Raw genomic sequence first — 16,549 nt, 5'->3', positions numbered from 1 at the left:
CGGGCGCGAAGCGACCAGACAGGTCGGTTGCGCCATCACCTGAATATCGACAGAACCTAGATGACCGCGGCTACGCTGCGCAGGATCGGCTGCAGGCGGACGAGACCGATGTCCTCGCGTTCGAAGCGGCTGCCGACCTTGGTCAGTTTGGCCAGCACCTGCTCGCCCTCCTCGGGTCCGATCGGAGCGATGACGATGCCGCCGCTCGACAATTGGTCGAGCAGGAAGCGCGGCAGGCTGTCGAAGGCCGCCCATGCGACGATGCGATCGAACGGCGCTTCATTGGCCAGTCCGTTGGAGCCGTCCGCCTGGCGCACGATGACATTGCCGATGCCGAGCGCGTCGAAGCGCTGCTTGGCCTGCTCGGCCAGCGTCTTGTAGCGGTCGACGGTGACGACCCGCGCAGCAAGCCGCGACATCACCGCCGCCGTGTAGCCCGACCCGGTGCCGATCTCGAGCACGCGGTTGCCCGGCTCGATGGCAAGTGCTGCGATCACCGCAGCTTGCAGATCGGCGCCCTCGATCGCTTCGCCGCATTCGATCGGCAGCATGCGGTCCGACCAGGCGATCGGATGGAACTGCGCGGAAAGGAAGCCGCGCCTCGGCGTCGCCTCGAAGGCGGCGATCAGCGCCTTCGGCACCACGCCCTTGCCACGCAGACGGAGCAGGAAAGCGGCGAAGCCTTCGCGGTCGTCGACCGTCGGACCATGGTTCAGGTTCATGCGAGCGCCTTGGTCAGTTGATCGCGGATTTCATGAGCGGTGAGATCGAGCTGCAGCGGCGTCACCGATACCAGCCGGTTGCGCATGGCGTGGAGGTCGGTGCCTTGCTTGCCCTCGACCGGCTCGCGGCCGAAGCGCAGCCAATAATAGGGAAGCCCGCGCCCATCGCGGCGCTCGTCGACCCATAGGCTGTGGACAAGCTTGCCTTGCGAGGTGACCACCGTGCCGGCGATATCTTCGGGGAGGCAATTCGGAAAATTGACGTTGAGCAGCACGCCGTCCGGCAGCGGCATGGCGACAAGCTTTTTGAGCAGCGCCGGCGCCAGCGCCTCGGTGGTCTCGTAAGGGACGACGCGATCCTCGCCGAGATAGGAATAGGCCTGGCTGAGCGCGATCGAACGCACGCCGAGCAGCGCGCCTTCCATGGCGCCGGCGACCGTGCCCGAATAGGTGACGTCATCGGCGATGTTGGCGCCGGAATTGACGCCGGACAGGATCAGGTCGGGTGCTGCAGGCAGGATCTTCTTCACGCCCATGATGACGCAGTCGGTCGGCGTGCCGCGCACGGCGAAGTGCTTTTCGCCGATCTTGCGCAGGCGCAGCGGCTCCGAGATCGACAGCGAATGCGCGTAGCCGGATTGGTCCTGCTCCGGCGCCACCACCCAGACGTCGTCCGACAGTGTGCGGGCTATACGTTCGAGCGATGCAAGGCCCTCGGCATGGATGCCGTCATCATTGGTCAGGAGAATGCGCATTATTTCGATTCGATCTTTTCCAGACCGCCCATGTAAGGCCGAAGCGCTTCAGGAATGGTTACGCTGCCATCCTCATTCTGGTAGTTTTCGATGACAGCAATGAGAGCGCGGCCGACGGCGGTGCCGGAGCCGTTCAGCGTGTGGACGAAGCGGTTGCCCTTGCCGTCCTTGTCCTTGTAGCGGGCGTCCATGCGCCGCGCCTGGAAATCGCCGCAGACAGAACAGGACGAAATCTCGCGATAGGCGTTCTGGCCCGGCAGCCAGACCTCGATGTCATAGGTCTTGCGCGCGCCAAATCCCATGTCGCCGGTGCACAACGTCATGGTGCGAAACGGCAGGCCGAGACGCTTCAGCACTTCCTCGGCGCATTCGGTCATCCGCTCGTGCTCGGCGAGCGAGGAGTCCTGGTCGGTGATCGACACCAGTTCCACCTTGTAGAACTGGTGCTGGCGCAGCATGCCGCGCGTATCGCGCCCGGCCGAGCCCGCTTCCGAGCGGAAGCACGGCGTCAGCGCCGTATAGCGCAGCGGCAGCTTTTCATGCGGTGTGATGTCCTCGCGCACAAGGTTTGTGAGTGGGACTTCTGCGGTCGGGATGAGCCACAGCCGAGAGGCCAGAGCTTTTGCCTCGTCATATTGTCGCCGGTAATCGACCATACCCTGTTCAATAGCGGCATTAAACCAGGAGAATGCCTCCTCGGTGGTCATCTCTTTTCCGGTTCGCTCCTTGTATTCTCTTTGAACTTCTGGCAGCGCCGCCCAAGTCTTGGCTTTTACGTTGTCAAAAAACCGTTCAAAAGATGGAAGCTCTTCAATGCGCTTTTGCGTCTGAAATAAATCTTCTTCAAATTTCGGCAATTGTCCGGTACCGAACATTGCCTCATCGCGCACCATCAGCGGCGGCTGGATCTCCTCATAGCCATGCTCGGTCGTATGCAGGTCCAGCATGAACTGGCCGAGTGCACGTTCCATCCGTGCCAGCCCGCCTTTCAACACGGTGAAGCGCGAGCCGGAAAGCTTCGCCGCCCGCTCGAAATCCATCATGCCGAGCGCTTCGCCGACCTCGAAATGCTCCTTCGCCCAGTTCGGGCGCGCCGGCACCTTGCCGACGATGCGTTTGACGACATTGTCGTGCTCGTCCCTGCCGATCGGCACATCGTCGAGCGGCACATTGGGCAGCACCGCCAACGCGTCGTTCAGCGCCTTGTCGAGTTCGCGTTCGCGCGCCTCGCCATTCTGGATAAAGGCCTTGATCTCGCCGACTTCGGCTTTGAGTTTTTCGGCAAGGGCGGCATCGCCCGAACGCATGGCGTTGCCGATCTCCTTCGAAGCAGCGTTGCGGCGCTCCTGCCTGGTCTGCAGCTCGGTCAGATGTTCGCGCCGCGCCTCGTCCCTGGCGATCAGATCATCGACCGTGGACTGCGCGTCCTCGCTGGACCACGAGCGCTTCCTGAGCGCCTCGACAAGGGCCTTCGGGTTGTCGCGAATCCATTTGATGTCAAGCATGGTCCTGAACGCTCCTGAGCTAGGTCAGAGGGCGTAAACCGCATCCTTGACCGATGCAAGATGTCAAGATCGAGTTCCTTCGCGCCCCCCTGTCCTGCCGGACATCTCCCCCGCGGGTGGGGAGATTGGCTGTCATCACGACTTTCGCCAACCTCCGGCGTTGAAGAAGTGCGCCTTCGGCGAAGCTGCCAATCTCCCCCCTTGAGGGGGAGATGTCCGGCAGGACAGAGGGGGGCGCGACAGGATGCAGCCTATGTAGACGACGCGTCCGCTGCCTTTTCGGCCGCCGCTTCCGCAGCTTCCCGCTTCTCGCGTGCCAGACGTTCCCGTTCTTTGCTGCGCTCGATCAGCCGGGCCGACCAGATCGAGACCTCGTAGAGAAGGATCGTGGGAACGGCCAGGCCGATCTGGCTTATCGGGTCGGGCGGTGTCAGAATGGCCGCGACGACGAAGGCGATGACGATCGCCCATTTGCGCTTTTCAACCAGCGCCTCGGACGACAGCATGCCCACCCGCGTCATCAGGCTGGTCACCACCGGCAACTGGAACACCAGGCCGAAGGAGAAGATCAGCGTCATGATCAGGCTGAGATATTCCGACACTTTCGGCAGCAGCGAAATCTGCACCTGGTCGTCAGTGCCGGCCTGCTGCATGGCGAGGAAGAACCACATCACCATCGGCGTGAAGAAGAAATAGACCAGCGACGCGCCCATCAGGAACAGGATCGGCGAAGCGATCAGGAACGGCAGGAAAGCGTTGCGTTCGTTCTTGTATAGGCCGGGAGCGATGAATTTATAGATCTGCGTGGCGATCAGCGGAAAGGCGATCACCATGCCGCCGAACATCGCCAGCTTGACCTGGGTGAAGAAGAATTCCTGCGGCGCCGTGTAGATAAGCTCGACCTTGTGCGGGTCGAGCCCTGCCCATTGAGTCGCCCATTTGAACGGGATGACCAACAGGTTGAACAGTTGCTTGGCGAAGAAGAAGCAGAACAGGAAGGCAACGAAGAACCCGCCGATCGACCACATCAGCCGCCGCCGCAATTCGATCAGATGCTCCATCAGCGGAGCCGCCGATTTATCGATCTCGTCCTTTTCCGAAATGCTCACTTGGCGGCTCCCGCCGTCTTTTTGGCGGCTGCAGTCGGCTTCTTCACCGCTGCCGGTGCAGGCTTCGGCTCGGCCTTTTTAGCCGCGGTCTTCGTCGCAGCAGGTTTTGCCGCTGCTGCCGCTGGTTTCGCTGCGGCCTTGGAGGCCGGCATCGCTTTCGCTGGCGCACCCTTCGTCTTCGCCGCCGAGGCCTTTTGCGGTGCAGCCGGCGTCGCCGCCGCGACAGGCGGTGTCACCACCGACTCATCGGTCATCGCCGGAAAGGTTGGCGCCGCCGGCGCCGCTTCCGGGGCATTGACGCCCGGCAGCACTGTCGCGCCATTCTTCAGCTCGGTATCCTGCGGCGTCGAAGCTGGCGTGACCGGGTCGACGGCCGGCTTCGGCTTCATCACCGCGTCGACGCCCGAACGGACATCGGCTGCCGCCTGCTCGAACGGGTTGAGCTGTTTCCTGATCTCGGCGGCCGGGTTAAGGCTTCTGAGTGAATCGACCGACTTCTTGACGTCGTCAAGCTCGGCCTCCTTCAGCGCGTCGTTGAACTGTTTCTGGAAGTCGGCTGCCATACCGCGCATCTTCGCCGTCGTGCGGCCGAAAGTGCGCAGCATCTTGGGCAAATCCTTAGGCCCGACGACCACGATCATGACAATCGCGATCACCAGCATCTCGGTCCAGCCGATGTCGAACATGGCGATACGTTCCGACTAAAGTTTTGGGCTCAGCTCTTGCTGGCCTTTTCCTTCACTGCCGAAACGGTTTCGTCGGCACGGTGTTCAACGGTGCGCTTGTCCTCGGCGACCTCGTCGTCGGCTATGCCCTTCTTGAAGCTCTTGATACCCTTGGCCATGTCACCCATCAGCTCGGGAATCTTGCCGCGGCCGAACACCAGCAACACAATCACCAGAACGATCAGCCAGTGCCAAATCGAAAATGAACCCATAACAATCTCTCTCGAAAGTTTTCTCTGACGATGATCTATGCGCTTTCACGTCGGGATTCAAACACAACCGCGACAGAGTTTATAAATGAGTGGCCGAAGTCACGCACTTTCGGCGCCATAGCCCGCTACCAATCGGCGCAGCCGCGAAATACCAACGGCTTTCGGCATGTCGTTTGGGTCAATCTTCCTCGACGCGCGGCGTCAACAGGCCGAGTTCCTCGAGGTCGATGTCGGTCAGCGGATCCTCGTCGTCGGTCAGCGCATCCGGATCCGCCGGCGGCAGCGGAATGGAAAAATTCGACGGCATGCGGCCTGAAAGCAGCCCGGCGCCCTTCAATTCGTCCATGCCGGGAAGATCGCGGATCTCCTCCAACGCGAAATGGTCGAGGAAGATGTCGGTGGTGCCGTAGGTGACGGGACGGCCGGGCGTGCGGCGCCGGCCGCGCATCTTCACCCATTCGGTCTCCATCAGCGTGTCCAGCGTGCCCTTCGAGGTCTCGACGCCGCGAATATCCTCGATCTCGGCGCGCGTCACCGGCTGGTGGTAAGCGATGATCGCCAGCACTTCGAGCGCCGCGCGGGAAAGCTTCCTCTGCTGCACCGTGTCGCGGCTCATCAGGAAAGCGAGATCGCCGGCGGTGCGGAACGCCCAGGCATCGCCGACGCGCACCAGATTAACGCCGCGCCGCGCATAAATCTGCTGCAGTTCGGCCATCGCCGCGGCAATGCTAATGCCGTCGGGCAGGCGCGCGGCAAGCTGCTTTTCGCTGACCGGCTCGGCGCTGGCGAAAACGATCGCCTCGGCCATTCGCACGGCTTCCGCCATATGCAGCCGCTCGCCAGGATTCTGGGACAAGTTCTGGGCTTGATTTTCTGCCGGTACCCCGGCGAGCACGCCCTCTTCGGTCTCGTCGTCGACGTTGAACGGAATGACCGAAGCGTTGGCGCGTTCACTCATGATGCCACCTCGACTGCCCTGATGCCTTGCGCACGGCCGCGCAGATAGAGCGGCGCGAACACCTCGTCCTGCCGCATTTCCATTTTGCCTTCGCGCACCAGTTCCAGCGTGGCCGCGAACGAACTGGCAATCGCGGTACGCCGCTCGTCCGGGCCGGTCAGATATTCGACCAGGAAACTGTCCAGCGCCGTCCAGTCGGCAAGCGTGCCGATCAGCCTGTTGAGGATGTCGCGTGCATCCTTGAGCGACCACACACCGCGCCTGGCGATCGTCACATTGGTGATCGCCTGCTTCTGGCGTTGCGCCGCATAGGCGGTCAGCAGATCGTAGAGCGAGGCCGAATAGGCGTTGCGTTTCTCGACCATGACCATTTCCGGCATGCCGCGGGCGAACACGTCTCGTCCGAGCCGGTTACGGTTGACCAGGCGTGCCGCCGCGTCGCGCATCGCTTCCAGCCGCTTCAACCGGAATTGCAGCACCGCCGCCAACTCCTCGCCGCTTTCGCCGTCGTCACCGGGTTGCTTGGGGATCAAAAGCTTCGACTTGAGAAACGCCAGCCACGCTGCCATCACCAGATAGTCGGCGGCAAGCTCCAGCCTGAGCGCTCTCACCTTCTCGACGAAGGCCAGATATTGCTCGGCCAGCGCCAGGATCGAGATGCGCGACAGATCGACCTTCTGGTTGCGGGCAAGATGCAGCAGAAGATCGAGCGGGCCCTCGAAACCGTCGACATCGACGACCAGCGCGGGATCGCCAGTCAGCCGCGAATCGTCGTTCTCGGCCCACAGACGGTCCATCGGTGCGGCCTTGCCGGCCTTGCTGTCCAATGTTTCCGCCACTTCCTGTCGCTTTCCTTTGCTTCTAGCTTCTTGTTTGACCATGATCTGTTCCGAAAAACCGGCTCCCATTTTTCGGGATCATGGTCTAGGCCACCGCATCGAAATAGGTGGCGAATTCGGCGCGTATCTCGGCTTCATCAGCCCGATCGCGCTTCTTGATATAGGTCAGCGCCCGTTGCGCGCGTTGCAGCGACGTGCCTTCAAGCCCTGTTGTGCGCGACGCAATGCCGGCCATCTCCTCGAAAACGCCGTTGCAGTGAAGGACCAGATCGCAGCCCGCCGCAAGGATCGCGGCCGCCTTTGTCGGGAAATCCCCAGAAAGTGCCTTCATCGAGGTGTCGTCGCTCATCAACAGCCCGTCGAAGCCGATTTCGCCGCGGATGATCTCGTCGATGACCTTGCCGGAGGTGGTGGCCGGGTTCTTCGGGTCGATCGCGCTGTAGACGACATGCGCCGTCATCGCCATCGGCAAATGATTGAGCTCCCTGAACGGGGCGAAATCATGCCGCTGCAAGTCGCTCATTGAGGCATCGACCGTCGGCAGTTCGAAATGCGTGTCGGCAAAGGCCCGTCCATGCCCGGGGATATGCTTCATCACCGGCAGCACGCCGCCCGACATCAGGCCCTCCGCCGCGGCGCGACCCAGTTCGATGACGGCACGAGGCTCCTTGCCATAGGCGCGCGCGCCGATGACGTCGCTGGCGCCCTCGATCGGAACGTCGAGCACCGGCAGGCAATCCGCCGTGATGCCGTAGCGCAGCAGGTCGAAGGCGTGCAACCGCGCCATCAGCCAGGCGGCGCGGTTGCCGGCATCGTGATCGTTGCGCCACAAGGCCCCGAGCGCACCACCGGCCGGATAATTCGGCGCCAACGGCGGCCGCAGGCGCTGCACCCGGCCGCCTTCCTGGTCGATGAACACCGGGGCGTCCGGGCGCTCGATACAGTCGCGCATCGCCGCGACCAGATCGCGGATCTGCTCGGTCTCGCCGATGTTGCGCGCAAACAGGATGAAGCCCCACGGGCATTCATTGCGATAGAAATTGATTTCGTCGCGTGTGAGCGATTTCCCGGCGCAGCCGAGGATCATGGATTTTGATTCGGTCATGAGCAGGAGTTTAGAGCTTCACGCGGACAAAGGGAATCGCATCGAACCACATGCGGTTGAGCCACAACCCCTTCCACACAAAGAACTCCCTTCCACCAAAAAACGGCGCGGTTCGTGACCGCGCCGGTTCTTTCCGCCCAAGGGCGGGTATTCGAAATGGCTAGCGCGACACGAAGCAGTTGCCGCCGGCAGCCTTGTAGTTGGTGCACAGGTTGATCGCATCGTTGCGTGACTTCGCCGGGACGCGGACGCGATAGAACGTTCCCTTGCCGGCGATCTCGGCCTTGACGATGTTGGCGGTGTGGCCGGAAAGCACGCTGCCGTAGCGGCGCTGCAGATCCTGATAGGTCGACTGGGCGCTTTCGACAGTCGGTTGCGAAGCGATCTGCATCGACCACGAGCCACCGCCGGTCGAGGCGGCCGCCGGACTGATGGACGCAACCTGGTCGGGCTTGACCTCGCCGACGACGTCGACCGGCTGGTCGGACGGACGCTGCGGCGCCACCGGAACCGTGGCCGGCGTATTGGCAGGCTGGGCGGTTTGGGCCTCAGCCTCAGGCGCGGCTGCCGGCGCGGTTATCGGATCGACTGTTTCCGGCTTGGCTGTTTCCGGCTTGGCGATTTCGGTCTGATCGCCGCCCACCGGGTCGCCACCCAACAGATCGCCACTTGCCTGGTCGGCAACAGGCGGTACCGTACCGGTCTGTTCTGCTGCGTCGTCGGCCTGTCCCGCTGGGGCCACATGCTGCGGCGCCGGATCGACAGGTTCGACGGCAGCCATCTGCGGTGCAGGCGCCGGATCGACAGGTTCAACGGCAGCCGTCTGCGGTGCCGCAGGCGCCGGATCCTCCCGCGCAACCAGCGAGCCATCTGATTTGACGACCATGGTTCTCACCTTGCGCGGTGCAACGGCGACGACGTCGGGTTCGATGCCCTGGTCGGCCTCTTGCAGAACCTGGGCGATACGATCCTCGGACTTGGGTGCCGGCGCGGCGGCGACGTCGGCATTTCCGGCCGCTTGCGTGCCGCGGATCGCATTGGCGCCTTCAGCGGCGGCGGATTCGGCATTGCGGATTGCATCGGGGGCTTCAGCCGTGTCGATATCGTCGGGCGAAAGATCGACCACACGGCTCTGCGGCGGCTCCTTGGCCGCCACGTCCACCGGCTCTTCGGTGTTGGTGACCAGTTTTTCCTGGACCGGTTCGGCAGGCTTTGCGCCACCCTTGGCCACTGCGTCATAGACCTTATTGTCCTGGTTCGGCACGACGGTGCCGCCCGGATTTTCAGGCCTGACCTTGATCGGTGCGTTGTCCGCCTTGACGATGACCGGCGCATCGGTGCCGCCGGCGCCGCCGAAAGACAGCGCGAAGGCGCCGAGACCGCCGGCGAGCGCCACGGCGCCGACGACTGCGGCGACCAGCAGGCCGCGGCTCCGCGGCCTCGCGGCATCGTGCCCAGCCAAGCCGGGAACCGACATGGCCTCATCCAGTTCGGGGTCGTAGTCGAGTTCGTCCAATCCAAAGTCGTCGGCCTGCGAGGCCGGCCGGCCGTTGGGCAAGTCGCCCCAATCGAAGCCGCTGGCGGCATCGGCATAAGACGCACTGACAGACGCTTGTGCGGGTCTCGCCGCATAGGTCCGCGTTTCAACGCGTTCGGGCTCATAGCCTGACTGGAACCCGGCCGCTGACTGGATTCCGGCCCCTGACGGGAAACCTGCATTGTAGGATTCGTCGTCATACGACGCGCTGCGCGCCGGGGTGGCAGCGACGTCTACGGTGTTCATTTCGGTGAGAAGGCTAGCGAACTCGGTGTCGAGATCGTCATAGGCAGGCGCCGCCGGTTCGTCGTCATTGAAGTCGAGTTCCGGAATATCGAGGTCGTCCGCCAGCGCCACGACGCGCTCGGGCACATCGACCGTCTCGACATCAGGCATCTCGTCATACGCCGAAGACTGTTCGCTTTGCGCCGGTGCAGATGCAGCATTGGCGGCATCGTCTTGCGCCGGCTCATCCTGATAGGATGGTACCGCAGCCATCGGCGGCGGCGCTTCCGCGGTCCTCGCCGAAGCCGTCGGCTGGGCTGCAAAGGCAGGTTGCGACTGCGCGACCGGCGTTACGCGGCTCCACGAATGGGCCGGCGCCGGCGGGGCGGAGCGTGCGGCCATCCAGTTGAGCGCGTCGTCCTGGGAAGCGGCGGCCGCAACGTTCTCGCCGTCGCCATGGTCCAGACCGATGTCCTTGGCGAAGGCGGTATGCAATGCATCATCGTCGAAATCGACATCGGCCGGCCCGGCGGCATCTTCAGCGCCGAAATCCTGACCCTCGAGGTCATCGAGGAGAACGGAGTCGAGATCGGCCTCGGCCGCCTGAACCGCGCCATCCGATGGCTCCGAAAGGTCTTGCTCGTCGAGGCTCCAGTCCAGTTCGTCGATGGTATCCACTGGTTTGTCGGCGGCTTTTCCAGCCGCGGCCACAGGCTGCTGAACCAAGGCGGGTTCATTGGCCGCGGACGCAACCACCGGAGCGGCCCGTGTGCGCATGATGCCCAACAGCGCGTTCAACTCGTCTTCGAGGCTCCGCTCGTCAGCGACGGGGGCAAGCGCCGCCGGCTGGACTACGGCGGCCGGCGCCGTCGGTTGGGCTGCAACGCCGGGGGCCGGCGCAACCGGCTCTTCGGCTTCCTCGGCAAGCGCGTCGTCGAAGCTCAAGTCAAAATCGTCGTCGAACGCATCTTCCGGGGTCGCGGCGGAAGGGCCATCCTTGGCCGCGATAGCCTCCGGTTCGTCAATTTCTGGCTCGTCAATTTCGACCGGTTCAGCCGTGCGAACCTCGAAATCCATGTCGACATCGGCCATGGCGTCGTAATGGCCGGCAAAATCCTCACCGGACTCTTCCGAAACGGCCCGATCAGGCGCAGCAGGAGCTTCAACAGCGGGCTGCTCCATCGGCACGTGTTCGTCGAGTATCAACTCGTCTTCGAGCGAGCTTGCGACGGCATTGTCGAATTCGTCGTCGAAGACGGGTTCGGCGGCCGGCGCGGCGATTTCAGCGGGTTCGGCAGCGACGGCGTGCGCCATCGGCACGTGTTCGTCGAGCATCAGCTCGTCTTCGAGCGAGCCTGCGACCGCGTTGTCGAATTCATCGTCGAAGGCGGGTTCGGCGGCCGGTGCGGAGATTTCGGCTTCGGCAGCCTGCGCCATCGGCACGTGTTCGTCGAGCATCAAATCGTCTTCGAGCGAGCTTGCGACTGCGTTGTCGAATTCATCGTCGAAGGCGGGTTCGGCGGCCAGAGCGGACACGGCGGCGGCAGTATTCTGTTCGGCCTCGTCCGTCGCATCGTCGTCGAGCAGTAAATCCTGTTCGAGCGAAGCGGCAAGCTCGTCGTTCCCAAGCTTGTCGTTCACCGGTAAATCGTCTTCGAATGGCGACACGTCTTCGAGCGAACTGGCGAGCCCATCGTTGAAATCGTCATCGAAGGCAGCTTCAGCAGCCGATGCGGATGCTTCGGCAACGTCAGAACGAACGTCATCGGCAGCAACGGCATAGGCGGTCTCGTCCGTCGCATCGTCGTCCAGCAGGAAATCCTGTTCGAGCGACGCGGCAAGCTCGTCGTTCCCAAGCTTATCAGTCACTGGCAAATCGTCTTCGAAAGGCGACACGTCTTCGAGCGAACTGGCAAGCGCATCGTCGAAATCGTCATCGAACGCAGCTTCAACAGCCGGCGCGGATCTTTCGGCAACACCAGCGCGCGCGTCGTCGGCAGCAACGGCATGGCCAGCTTCGTCCGCCGCATCGGCGTCGAGCAGGAAATCCCGTTCGAGCGACGCGGCAAGCTCGCCGTCCCCAAGCCCGTCGTCAATTGGGTCAATGGCAGCCGCTTCGAAAGCCGGCTCGCGAACCTCGGTTGCGCGGTCATTGTCGTCGGCGCCGAATTCGCCCATCAACTCCTTCTCGAGGTCGATGTCGAAGTCGCCGTCGTCCACCGGCTGGCTGGCGGGAGCCGCCTTCGGCTGGGCCTGCGGCTTGACCGGCTGGCGCGGGTCGAACCCCATGATCCTGGTCAGTTCCGCGAACGGATCATCGTCGGCGATATCGTTTTGGGCGGCTGCTCTCAGCTGGGTTCTGTCTGCCATTATTGTTCCCGAACTCGCACTCATTCGGACGCCATGGACGTCGCGTAGGGTTGGCCCTTACCAGCGCAATGTGGGCAAAAGGTGACAGGTTTTTTAGTCAAACCTAACGCATTTCGGTGGGCGCATCGGCTCCGATCAGCGTCAGGCCGGACGTCAAAACGTCCGAAACAGCCTGCACCAGCCCTAGTCTGGCATGCGTCAATTGTCGGTCGTTAACCTTAACAAAACGTAAGTCCGGATTCTCGGTGCCGCGGTTCCAATGTCCGTGGAAGCTGGAGGCGAGATCGTAGAGGTAGAATGCCAGCCGATGCGGCTCGAGCGCAAGGGCCGCGGATTCAATCAGCCGCGGATATTCGGCAAGCTTCCTGATCAGGCCGATCTCGCCTTCGTCGGTCAGCGAAGCGGTGGCGGCGGCCAGCCGACTGCGGTCAAAATTGGCCTCGCCCAACTGTTCGCTCGCCTGCCGGAACACCGAATGGCAGCGCGCCGAGGCGTACTGCACGTAGAACACCGGATTGTCCTTCGACTGCTCCGTCACCTTGGCGAAGTCGAAATCGAGCGGCGCATCGTTCTTGCGGTACAGCATCATGAAGCGGATCGGATCGCGGCCGACCTCCTCCACCACTTCGCGCAGCGTCACGAAATCGCCCGACCGCTTCGACATGCGCACCGGTTCGCCCTCGCGAAAAAGCCTCACCAACTGGCAAAGCAGCACGGTAAGCTTCACCTCGTCGCCGGAAATCGCCCGGGCAAGCGCTTCCAGGCGCTTCACATAGCCGCCATGATCGGCGCCAAGCACATAGATCAGCTCGACGAAACCGCGATCGACCTTGTCCTTCAAATAGGCGACGTCCGCGGCGAAATAGGTGAAGGTGCCGTCCGACTTGACCAGCGCCCGGTCCATGTCGTCGCCGACCGCCGTCGAGCGGAACAGCGTCTGCTCGCGATCCTCCCAGTCGTCCGGCTTCTCGCCCTTGGGCGGCGGCAGCTTGCCCTTGTAAATGTGGCCCTTGAGCGTCAGGTCGTTGATCGCCGAGCGGATTTTCCGGGCGTTGTCGGCGTGCAGGGTACGCTCCGAGAAAAAGACGTCGTGATGCACATTGAGCAGCGCCAGATCCTCGCGGATCATCGCCATCATCGCATCGATCGTCCTGTCCTTGACGATGGCAAGCGCTTCCTCGTCGGCCATCTGCAGCAAGGAGCGGCCGAATTCGCTGGCCAACCCCTGGCCGACCGGGATCAGATAATCGCCAGGATAAAGCCCGGCAGGAATCTCGCCGATATCATCGCCGAGCGCCTCGCGGTAACGCAGCATGGCAGAGCGGCCGAGCACGTCGATCTGCGAACCAGCGTCGTTGATGACATATTCCTTGGTCACGTCATAACCGGCGAAGGCCATCAGATTGGCGAGCGCATCACCCACCACGGCGCCACGGCAATGGCCGACATGCATCGGCCCGGTCGGGTTGGCCGAGACATATTCGACGTTTGCCTTCTTGCCGCCGCCGACGGCCGAGCGGCCGTAATTGCGGCCTTCGCCGAGCAGCGCAGTCAGGTGCACCTGCCAGAATGCGTCCCTGAGCCTGAGATTGACGAAGCCCGGACCGGCGACGTCTGCGGCGGCGATGTCGATGTCGGCACGGAGCGCCTGCGCCAGCTTTTCAGCCAGTGCGCGTGGGGACTGGCCGGTCGGCTTGGCCAGCACCATCGCGGCATTGGTCGCCAGGTCGCCATGGCTGGGGTCGCGCGGCGGCTCGACGGCGATGCGCGACAGGTCCAGCGAACCGCCGTCCTTGTCTTTCAAATCAAGCGCTTCGACAGCTCTGGTGATTCGCGCGTTGAAATCGGCGAAGATGTTCATTGGTGTGGCTCTGGGGTGTGGCTCTGGCGGCTTTGCAGGGATCCGGCTCATTGGCCGGCAAAATCGAGCTCGGCCTAGCTTAATTCCGGCGTATGGTCAAACAAACGGCGGTGTTCTTTCAATGCGTAGGTATCCGTCATGCCCGCCAGGAAATCGGCGACGCTGCGCGCCTTGATGCGATCGTCGGCCCGGTCGAGCCCTTCGCGCCAGCCATCGGGCATGGCGCGCGGATCGGCGAAATAGACCTCGAACAGGTCGTTGACGATCTGCTCGGCCTCGTTGCGCACGCGCATGACCTCGCTGTGCCGGTAGAGATGCTTGTAGAGAAAGGCCTTCAATTCCTTTTCGAACGCGGCCATTTCGGCTGAAAAGGTCACCATCGTCTCGCCTGCCGCCCTTACCGCGTCGGCGCTGTCCGGCTTGATGCGGGCCAGATTGGCGGTGGTGGAAACGATGACATCCTCGACCATCATCGTGATCTGCCGGCGCATCAGTTCGTGCCCTGTCCTCACATCGTCGAGCGCCGGATAGCGCCGGCGCACGCCTTCAAGGATCGAGCCGGGCAGCGAGATCTTTTCCAGCATGTCCAGCTTCAGGATGCCTGACCTCAGGCCGTCGTCGATGTCATGGGTGTTGTAGGCGATGTCATCGGCGATTGCCGCGCACTGCGCCTCGATGCCGGCGAAGCGGTCGAGCTCGAGATCGTGCAGCTCCGAATAGTCTCGGATCGCTTGCGGCACCGGCCCCTTCAGGCCGTTTCCCCTGGCGTCGGTCAGCGGGCCGTTGTGCTTGACCAGCCCCTCCAGCGTTTCCCAGGTGAGGTTCAGCCCGTCGAATTCGGCATAGCGGCTCTCCAGCCGCGTCACCACGCGCAGCGATTGCGCGTTGTGGTCGAAACCGCCCCAGACAGCCATCTTGTTGTTCAGCGCATCCTCGCCGGTATGGCCGAAGGGCGTGTGACCGAAATCGTGCACCAGCGCCACCGCCTCGGCCAGATCCTCGTCGCCGCGCAGCGCCCGCGCCAGGGCGCGCGCTATCTGCGCCACCTCGATCGAATGCGTCAGCCGGGTGCGGTAATGGTCGCCCTCGTGCGCGACGAACACCTGCGTCTTGTGCTTCAGCCGGCGGAATGCCGTCGAATGGATGATGCGGTCGCGGTCGCGCTGGAACGGCGTGCGGGTCGGGCTCTCCACCTCGTCGAACAGGCGCCCGCGCGACTTTGCCGGATCGCAAGCATAGGCTGCGCGCGGCCGATAGCCGAATCCGATGTCGCCCAACTCATTTGTCATCGCCGCTGCCGCAGTTGACTTGCCCTCTCGCGCTTCATACCTATCATGTGAAACCGAAAGCAAGGTGACGCCCATGGGCGCTGATGCCAAGACTGCCATGAAAGTCGAGATGACCGACGCCGCCGCTAGGCGGATCGCCAAGATTATATCTGGCGAAGCCGGCAAGAAGGCGCTGCGCGTTTCGGTCGAGGGCGGCGGCTGCTCCGGTTTTTCCTACAAGTTCGACCTTGTCGACACCCGCAACGATGACGACGTCGCCATCGAGAAGGACGGCGCCACCGTGCTGATCGACGACCTCTCGCTGGTCTATATGGGTGGGTCGGTGATCGATTTTGTCGACGACTTGATGGGCCAGTCGTTCCAGATCAGGAACCCGAATGCGGTCGCTTCGTGCGGCTGCGGCACCAGCTTCAGTATTTGAAAATATGAAGCCGCTCCTCGAGGGCCTTGAGGATCCGATGACGGTCCTTGTCGCCCGCGAGATAGAAGCAATTTCCGATGTCGATATCGTTGGTTGGGCCAACCGTCACAAGGCAGCTCGGGTCTACGAAGACGACGCTGACTATGTGCAGCTCGTGCGGTGCAATCCGCGGGATGCCGTTAACCTTGCGAAAGCTCATGGCCATTTGAAGTCGCTGATCACGCGGTGTTTTCCCGATTTCAACGACAAGTCCGATGAAGCCAAGGAAATAGCACGTAAGCTGTTCCTTCGACGCATTCGGACTTACCTTGACGGCGAACTGGAACCCTTTCAGGTCTGCCGTATGGTGTCGCCGATTGAGGACAAATATGATTTTCCGCACTGGCTTGGAGACCTTTCCAACGGCTGTGATTGGATGGACGAGAATGCAACGCGCGAGCAGGCATCGCACCTGCGATGGATGATAGCGAAAATACTCGCGGAAAATGCCGAACCCCAACCTTTCGGGAGTGAATGAGCATGCGCCCGGTCGGCGCGGTCCGTCAGGTCGCGCTTTCAGCCGGGCGCGATCTCGATGCAACGCTGACGTTTTGGCATGATGTGCTCGGCATGACGGTGCACGCACGCTTTGATCCGCCCGGCATCGCCTTCATCATGGCCGGCGACGTGCGGCTGCTGTTCACCGATGGCCTGCCGGCCGGCACAGTCTATCTCGACATATCGGGCCTCGACGATTTCCACGCCTCGGCAAAAGCCGCCGGTGTCCCCTTCACCGCGCCGCCGATGCTCGTCCATCGCGATGCCGAGGGTCTGTTCGGGCCGGCGGGGGAAAGCGAATGGATGGCCTTCCTAAAGGACCCGGCAGGCAATACGATCGGCCTGGTCGAACGTCATCCGCCGGAACAGCAATGAGGCC

15 protein-coding genes are annotated in these 16,549 nt (G+C 62.8%); 3 read left to right on the top strand and 12 right to left on the bottom strand.

The features are described 5' to 3' along the window. Window positions 1-56: 56 nt before the first annotated feature. The 12 genes from AC0NIE_RS19745 to AC0NIE_RS19690 all read right to left on the bottom strand — a co-directional run bounded on the left by AC0NIE_RS19745 (window position 57) and on the right by AC0NIE_RS19690 (window position 15,212). Window positions 57-722 (bottom strand): protein-L-isoaspartate(D-aspartate) O-methyltransferase, encoded by a 666-nt coding sequence (locus AC0NIE_RS19745; protein ID WP_208867856.1) that lies wholly within the window; start codon window positions 720-722, stop codon window positions 57-59. After that, window positions 719-1,477, bottom strand: coding sequence for a 5'/3'-nucleotidase SurE (surE, locus tag AC0NIE_RS19740; RefSeq protein ID WP_473489519.1), 759 nt, complete (start codon window positions 1,475-1,477; stop codon window positions 719-721). The genes AC0NIE_RS19745 and surE overlap by 4 nt, the downstream gene beginning before the upstream one ends. Beyond that, a complete protein-coding gene (serS, locus tag AC0NIE_RS19735; RefSeq protein WP_473489518.1) occupies window positions 1,477-2,982 on the bottom strand; it encodes a serine--tRNA ligase in 1,506 nt (501 codons plus the stop codon). Before serS ends, surE begins: the two co-directional genes overlap by 1 nt. Before the next feature lie 251 nt (window positions 2,983-3,233). Then, window positions 3,234-4,043 (bottom strand): twin-arginine translocase subunit TatC, encoded by an 810-nt coding sequence (gene tatC / locus AC0NIE_RS19730; protein ID WP_095493799.1) that lies wholly within the window; start codon window positions 4,041-4,043, stop codon window positions 3,234-3,236. A 44-nt stretch (window positions 4,044-4,087) separates the two neighbouring features. Continuing rightward, window positions 4,088-4,777, bottom strand: coding sequence for a Sec-independent protein translocase protein TatB (gene tatB / locus AC0NIE_RS19725; RefSeq protein ID WP_473489517.1), 690 nt, complete (start codon window positions 4,775-4,777; stop codon window positions 4,088-4,090). Window positions 4,778-4,806: 29 nt separating this feature from the next. After that, entirely contained in the window at window positions 4,807-5,028 is a 222-nt protein-coding gene (locus tag AC0NIE_RS19720; protein WP_095493766.1) for a twin-arginine translocase TatA/TatE family subunit, read from the bottom strand. Window positions 5,029-5,206: 178 nt separating this feature from the next. Next, on the bottom strand, window positions 5,207-5,986 hold the full coding sequence (gene scpB / locus AC0NIE_RS19715; protein ID WP_292185833.1) for an SMC-Scp complex subunit ScpB: 780 nt from the start codon (window positions 5,984-5,986) through the stop codon (window positions 5,207-5,209). Beyond that, window positions 5,983-6,783, bottom strand: coding sequence for a segregation and condensation protein A (locus AC0NIE_RS19710; protein ID WP_473489522.1), 801 nt, complete (start codon window positions 6,781-6,783; stop codon window positions 5,983-5,985). The genes scpB and AC0NIE_RS19710 overlap by 4 nt, the downstream gene beginning before the upstream one ends. Window positions 6,784-6,910: 127 nt before the next feature. After that, window positions 6,911-7,930 carry a beta-N-acetylhexosaminidase gene (gene nagZ, locus AC0NIE_RS19705; RefSeq protein WP_292185835.1) on the bottom strand — a complete coding sequence of 340 codons (1,020 nt, stop codon included), beginning with the start codon at window positions 7,928-7,930 and terminating at the stop codon, window positions 6,911-6,913. A gap of 160 nt (window positions 7,931-8,090) precedes the next feature. After that, window positions 8,091-12,062, bottom strand: coding sequence for an SPOR domain-containing protein (locus AC0NIE_RS19700; protein WP_473489516.1), 3,972 nt, complete (start codon window positions 12,060-12,062; stop codon window positions 8,091-8,093). A gap of 103 nt (window positions 12,063-12,165) precedes the next feature. Beyond that, a complete protein-coding gene (argS, locus tag AC0NIE_RS19695) occupies window positions 12,166-13,923 on the bottom strand; it encodes an arginine--tRNA ligase (RefSeq protein ID WP_473489515.1) in 1,758 nt (585 codons plus the stop codon). A gap of 74 nt (window positions 13,924-13,997) precedes the next feature. Further along, complete coding sequence (locus AC0NIE_RS19690) at window positions 13,998-15,212, bottom strand: deoxyguanosinetriphosphate triphosphohydrolase (RefSeq protein WP_473489514.1); 1,215 nt, start codon at window positions 15,210-15,212, stop codon at window positions 13,998-14,000. Window positions 15,213-15,285: 73 nt separating this feature from the next. Here AC0NIE_RS19690 and erpA point away from each other — a divergent pair, with 73 nt between their 5' ends. Genes erpA through AC0NIE_RS19675 form a run of 3 tightly spaced genes read left to right on the top strand, consistent with a single transcriptional unit; the run spans window position 15,286 to window position 16,545 of the window. Beyond that, complete coding sequence (gene erpA / locus AC0NIE_RS19685; protein ID WP_095493771.1) at window positions 15,286-15,633, top strand: iron-sulfur cluster insertion protein ErpA; 348 nt, start codon at window positions 15,286-15,288, stop codon at window positions 15,631-15,633. After that, the gene (locus tag AC0NIE_RS19680) at window positions 15,590-16,150 is read left to right on the top strand and encodes a hypothetical protein (RefSeq protein WP_473489513.1); all 561 of its coding nucleotides are present in this window, start codon (window positions 15,590-15,592) and stop codon (window positions 16,148-16,150) included. Before erpA ends, AC0NIE_RS19680 begins: the two co-directional genes overlap by 44 nt. Before the next feature lie 2 nt (window positions 16,151-16,152). Next, complete coding sequence (locus tag AC0NIE_RS19675; RefSeq protein WP_473489521.1) at window positions 16,153-16,545, top strand: VOC family protein; 393 nt, start codon at window positions 16,153-16,155, stop codon at window positions 16,543-16,545. The last annotated feature ends 4 nt before the right edge of the window (window positions 16,546-16,549 follow it).

The sequence above is a fragment of the Mesorhizobium sp. WSM4842 genome (assembly GCF_055901575.1).
The sequence above is the reverse complement of the archived record's forward strand: the minus strand, read 5'-3'. Positions and strand labels throughout refer to the sequence as shown.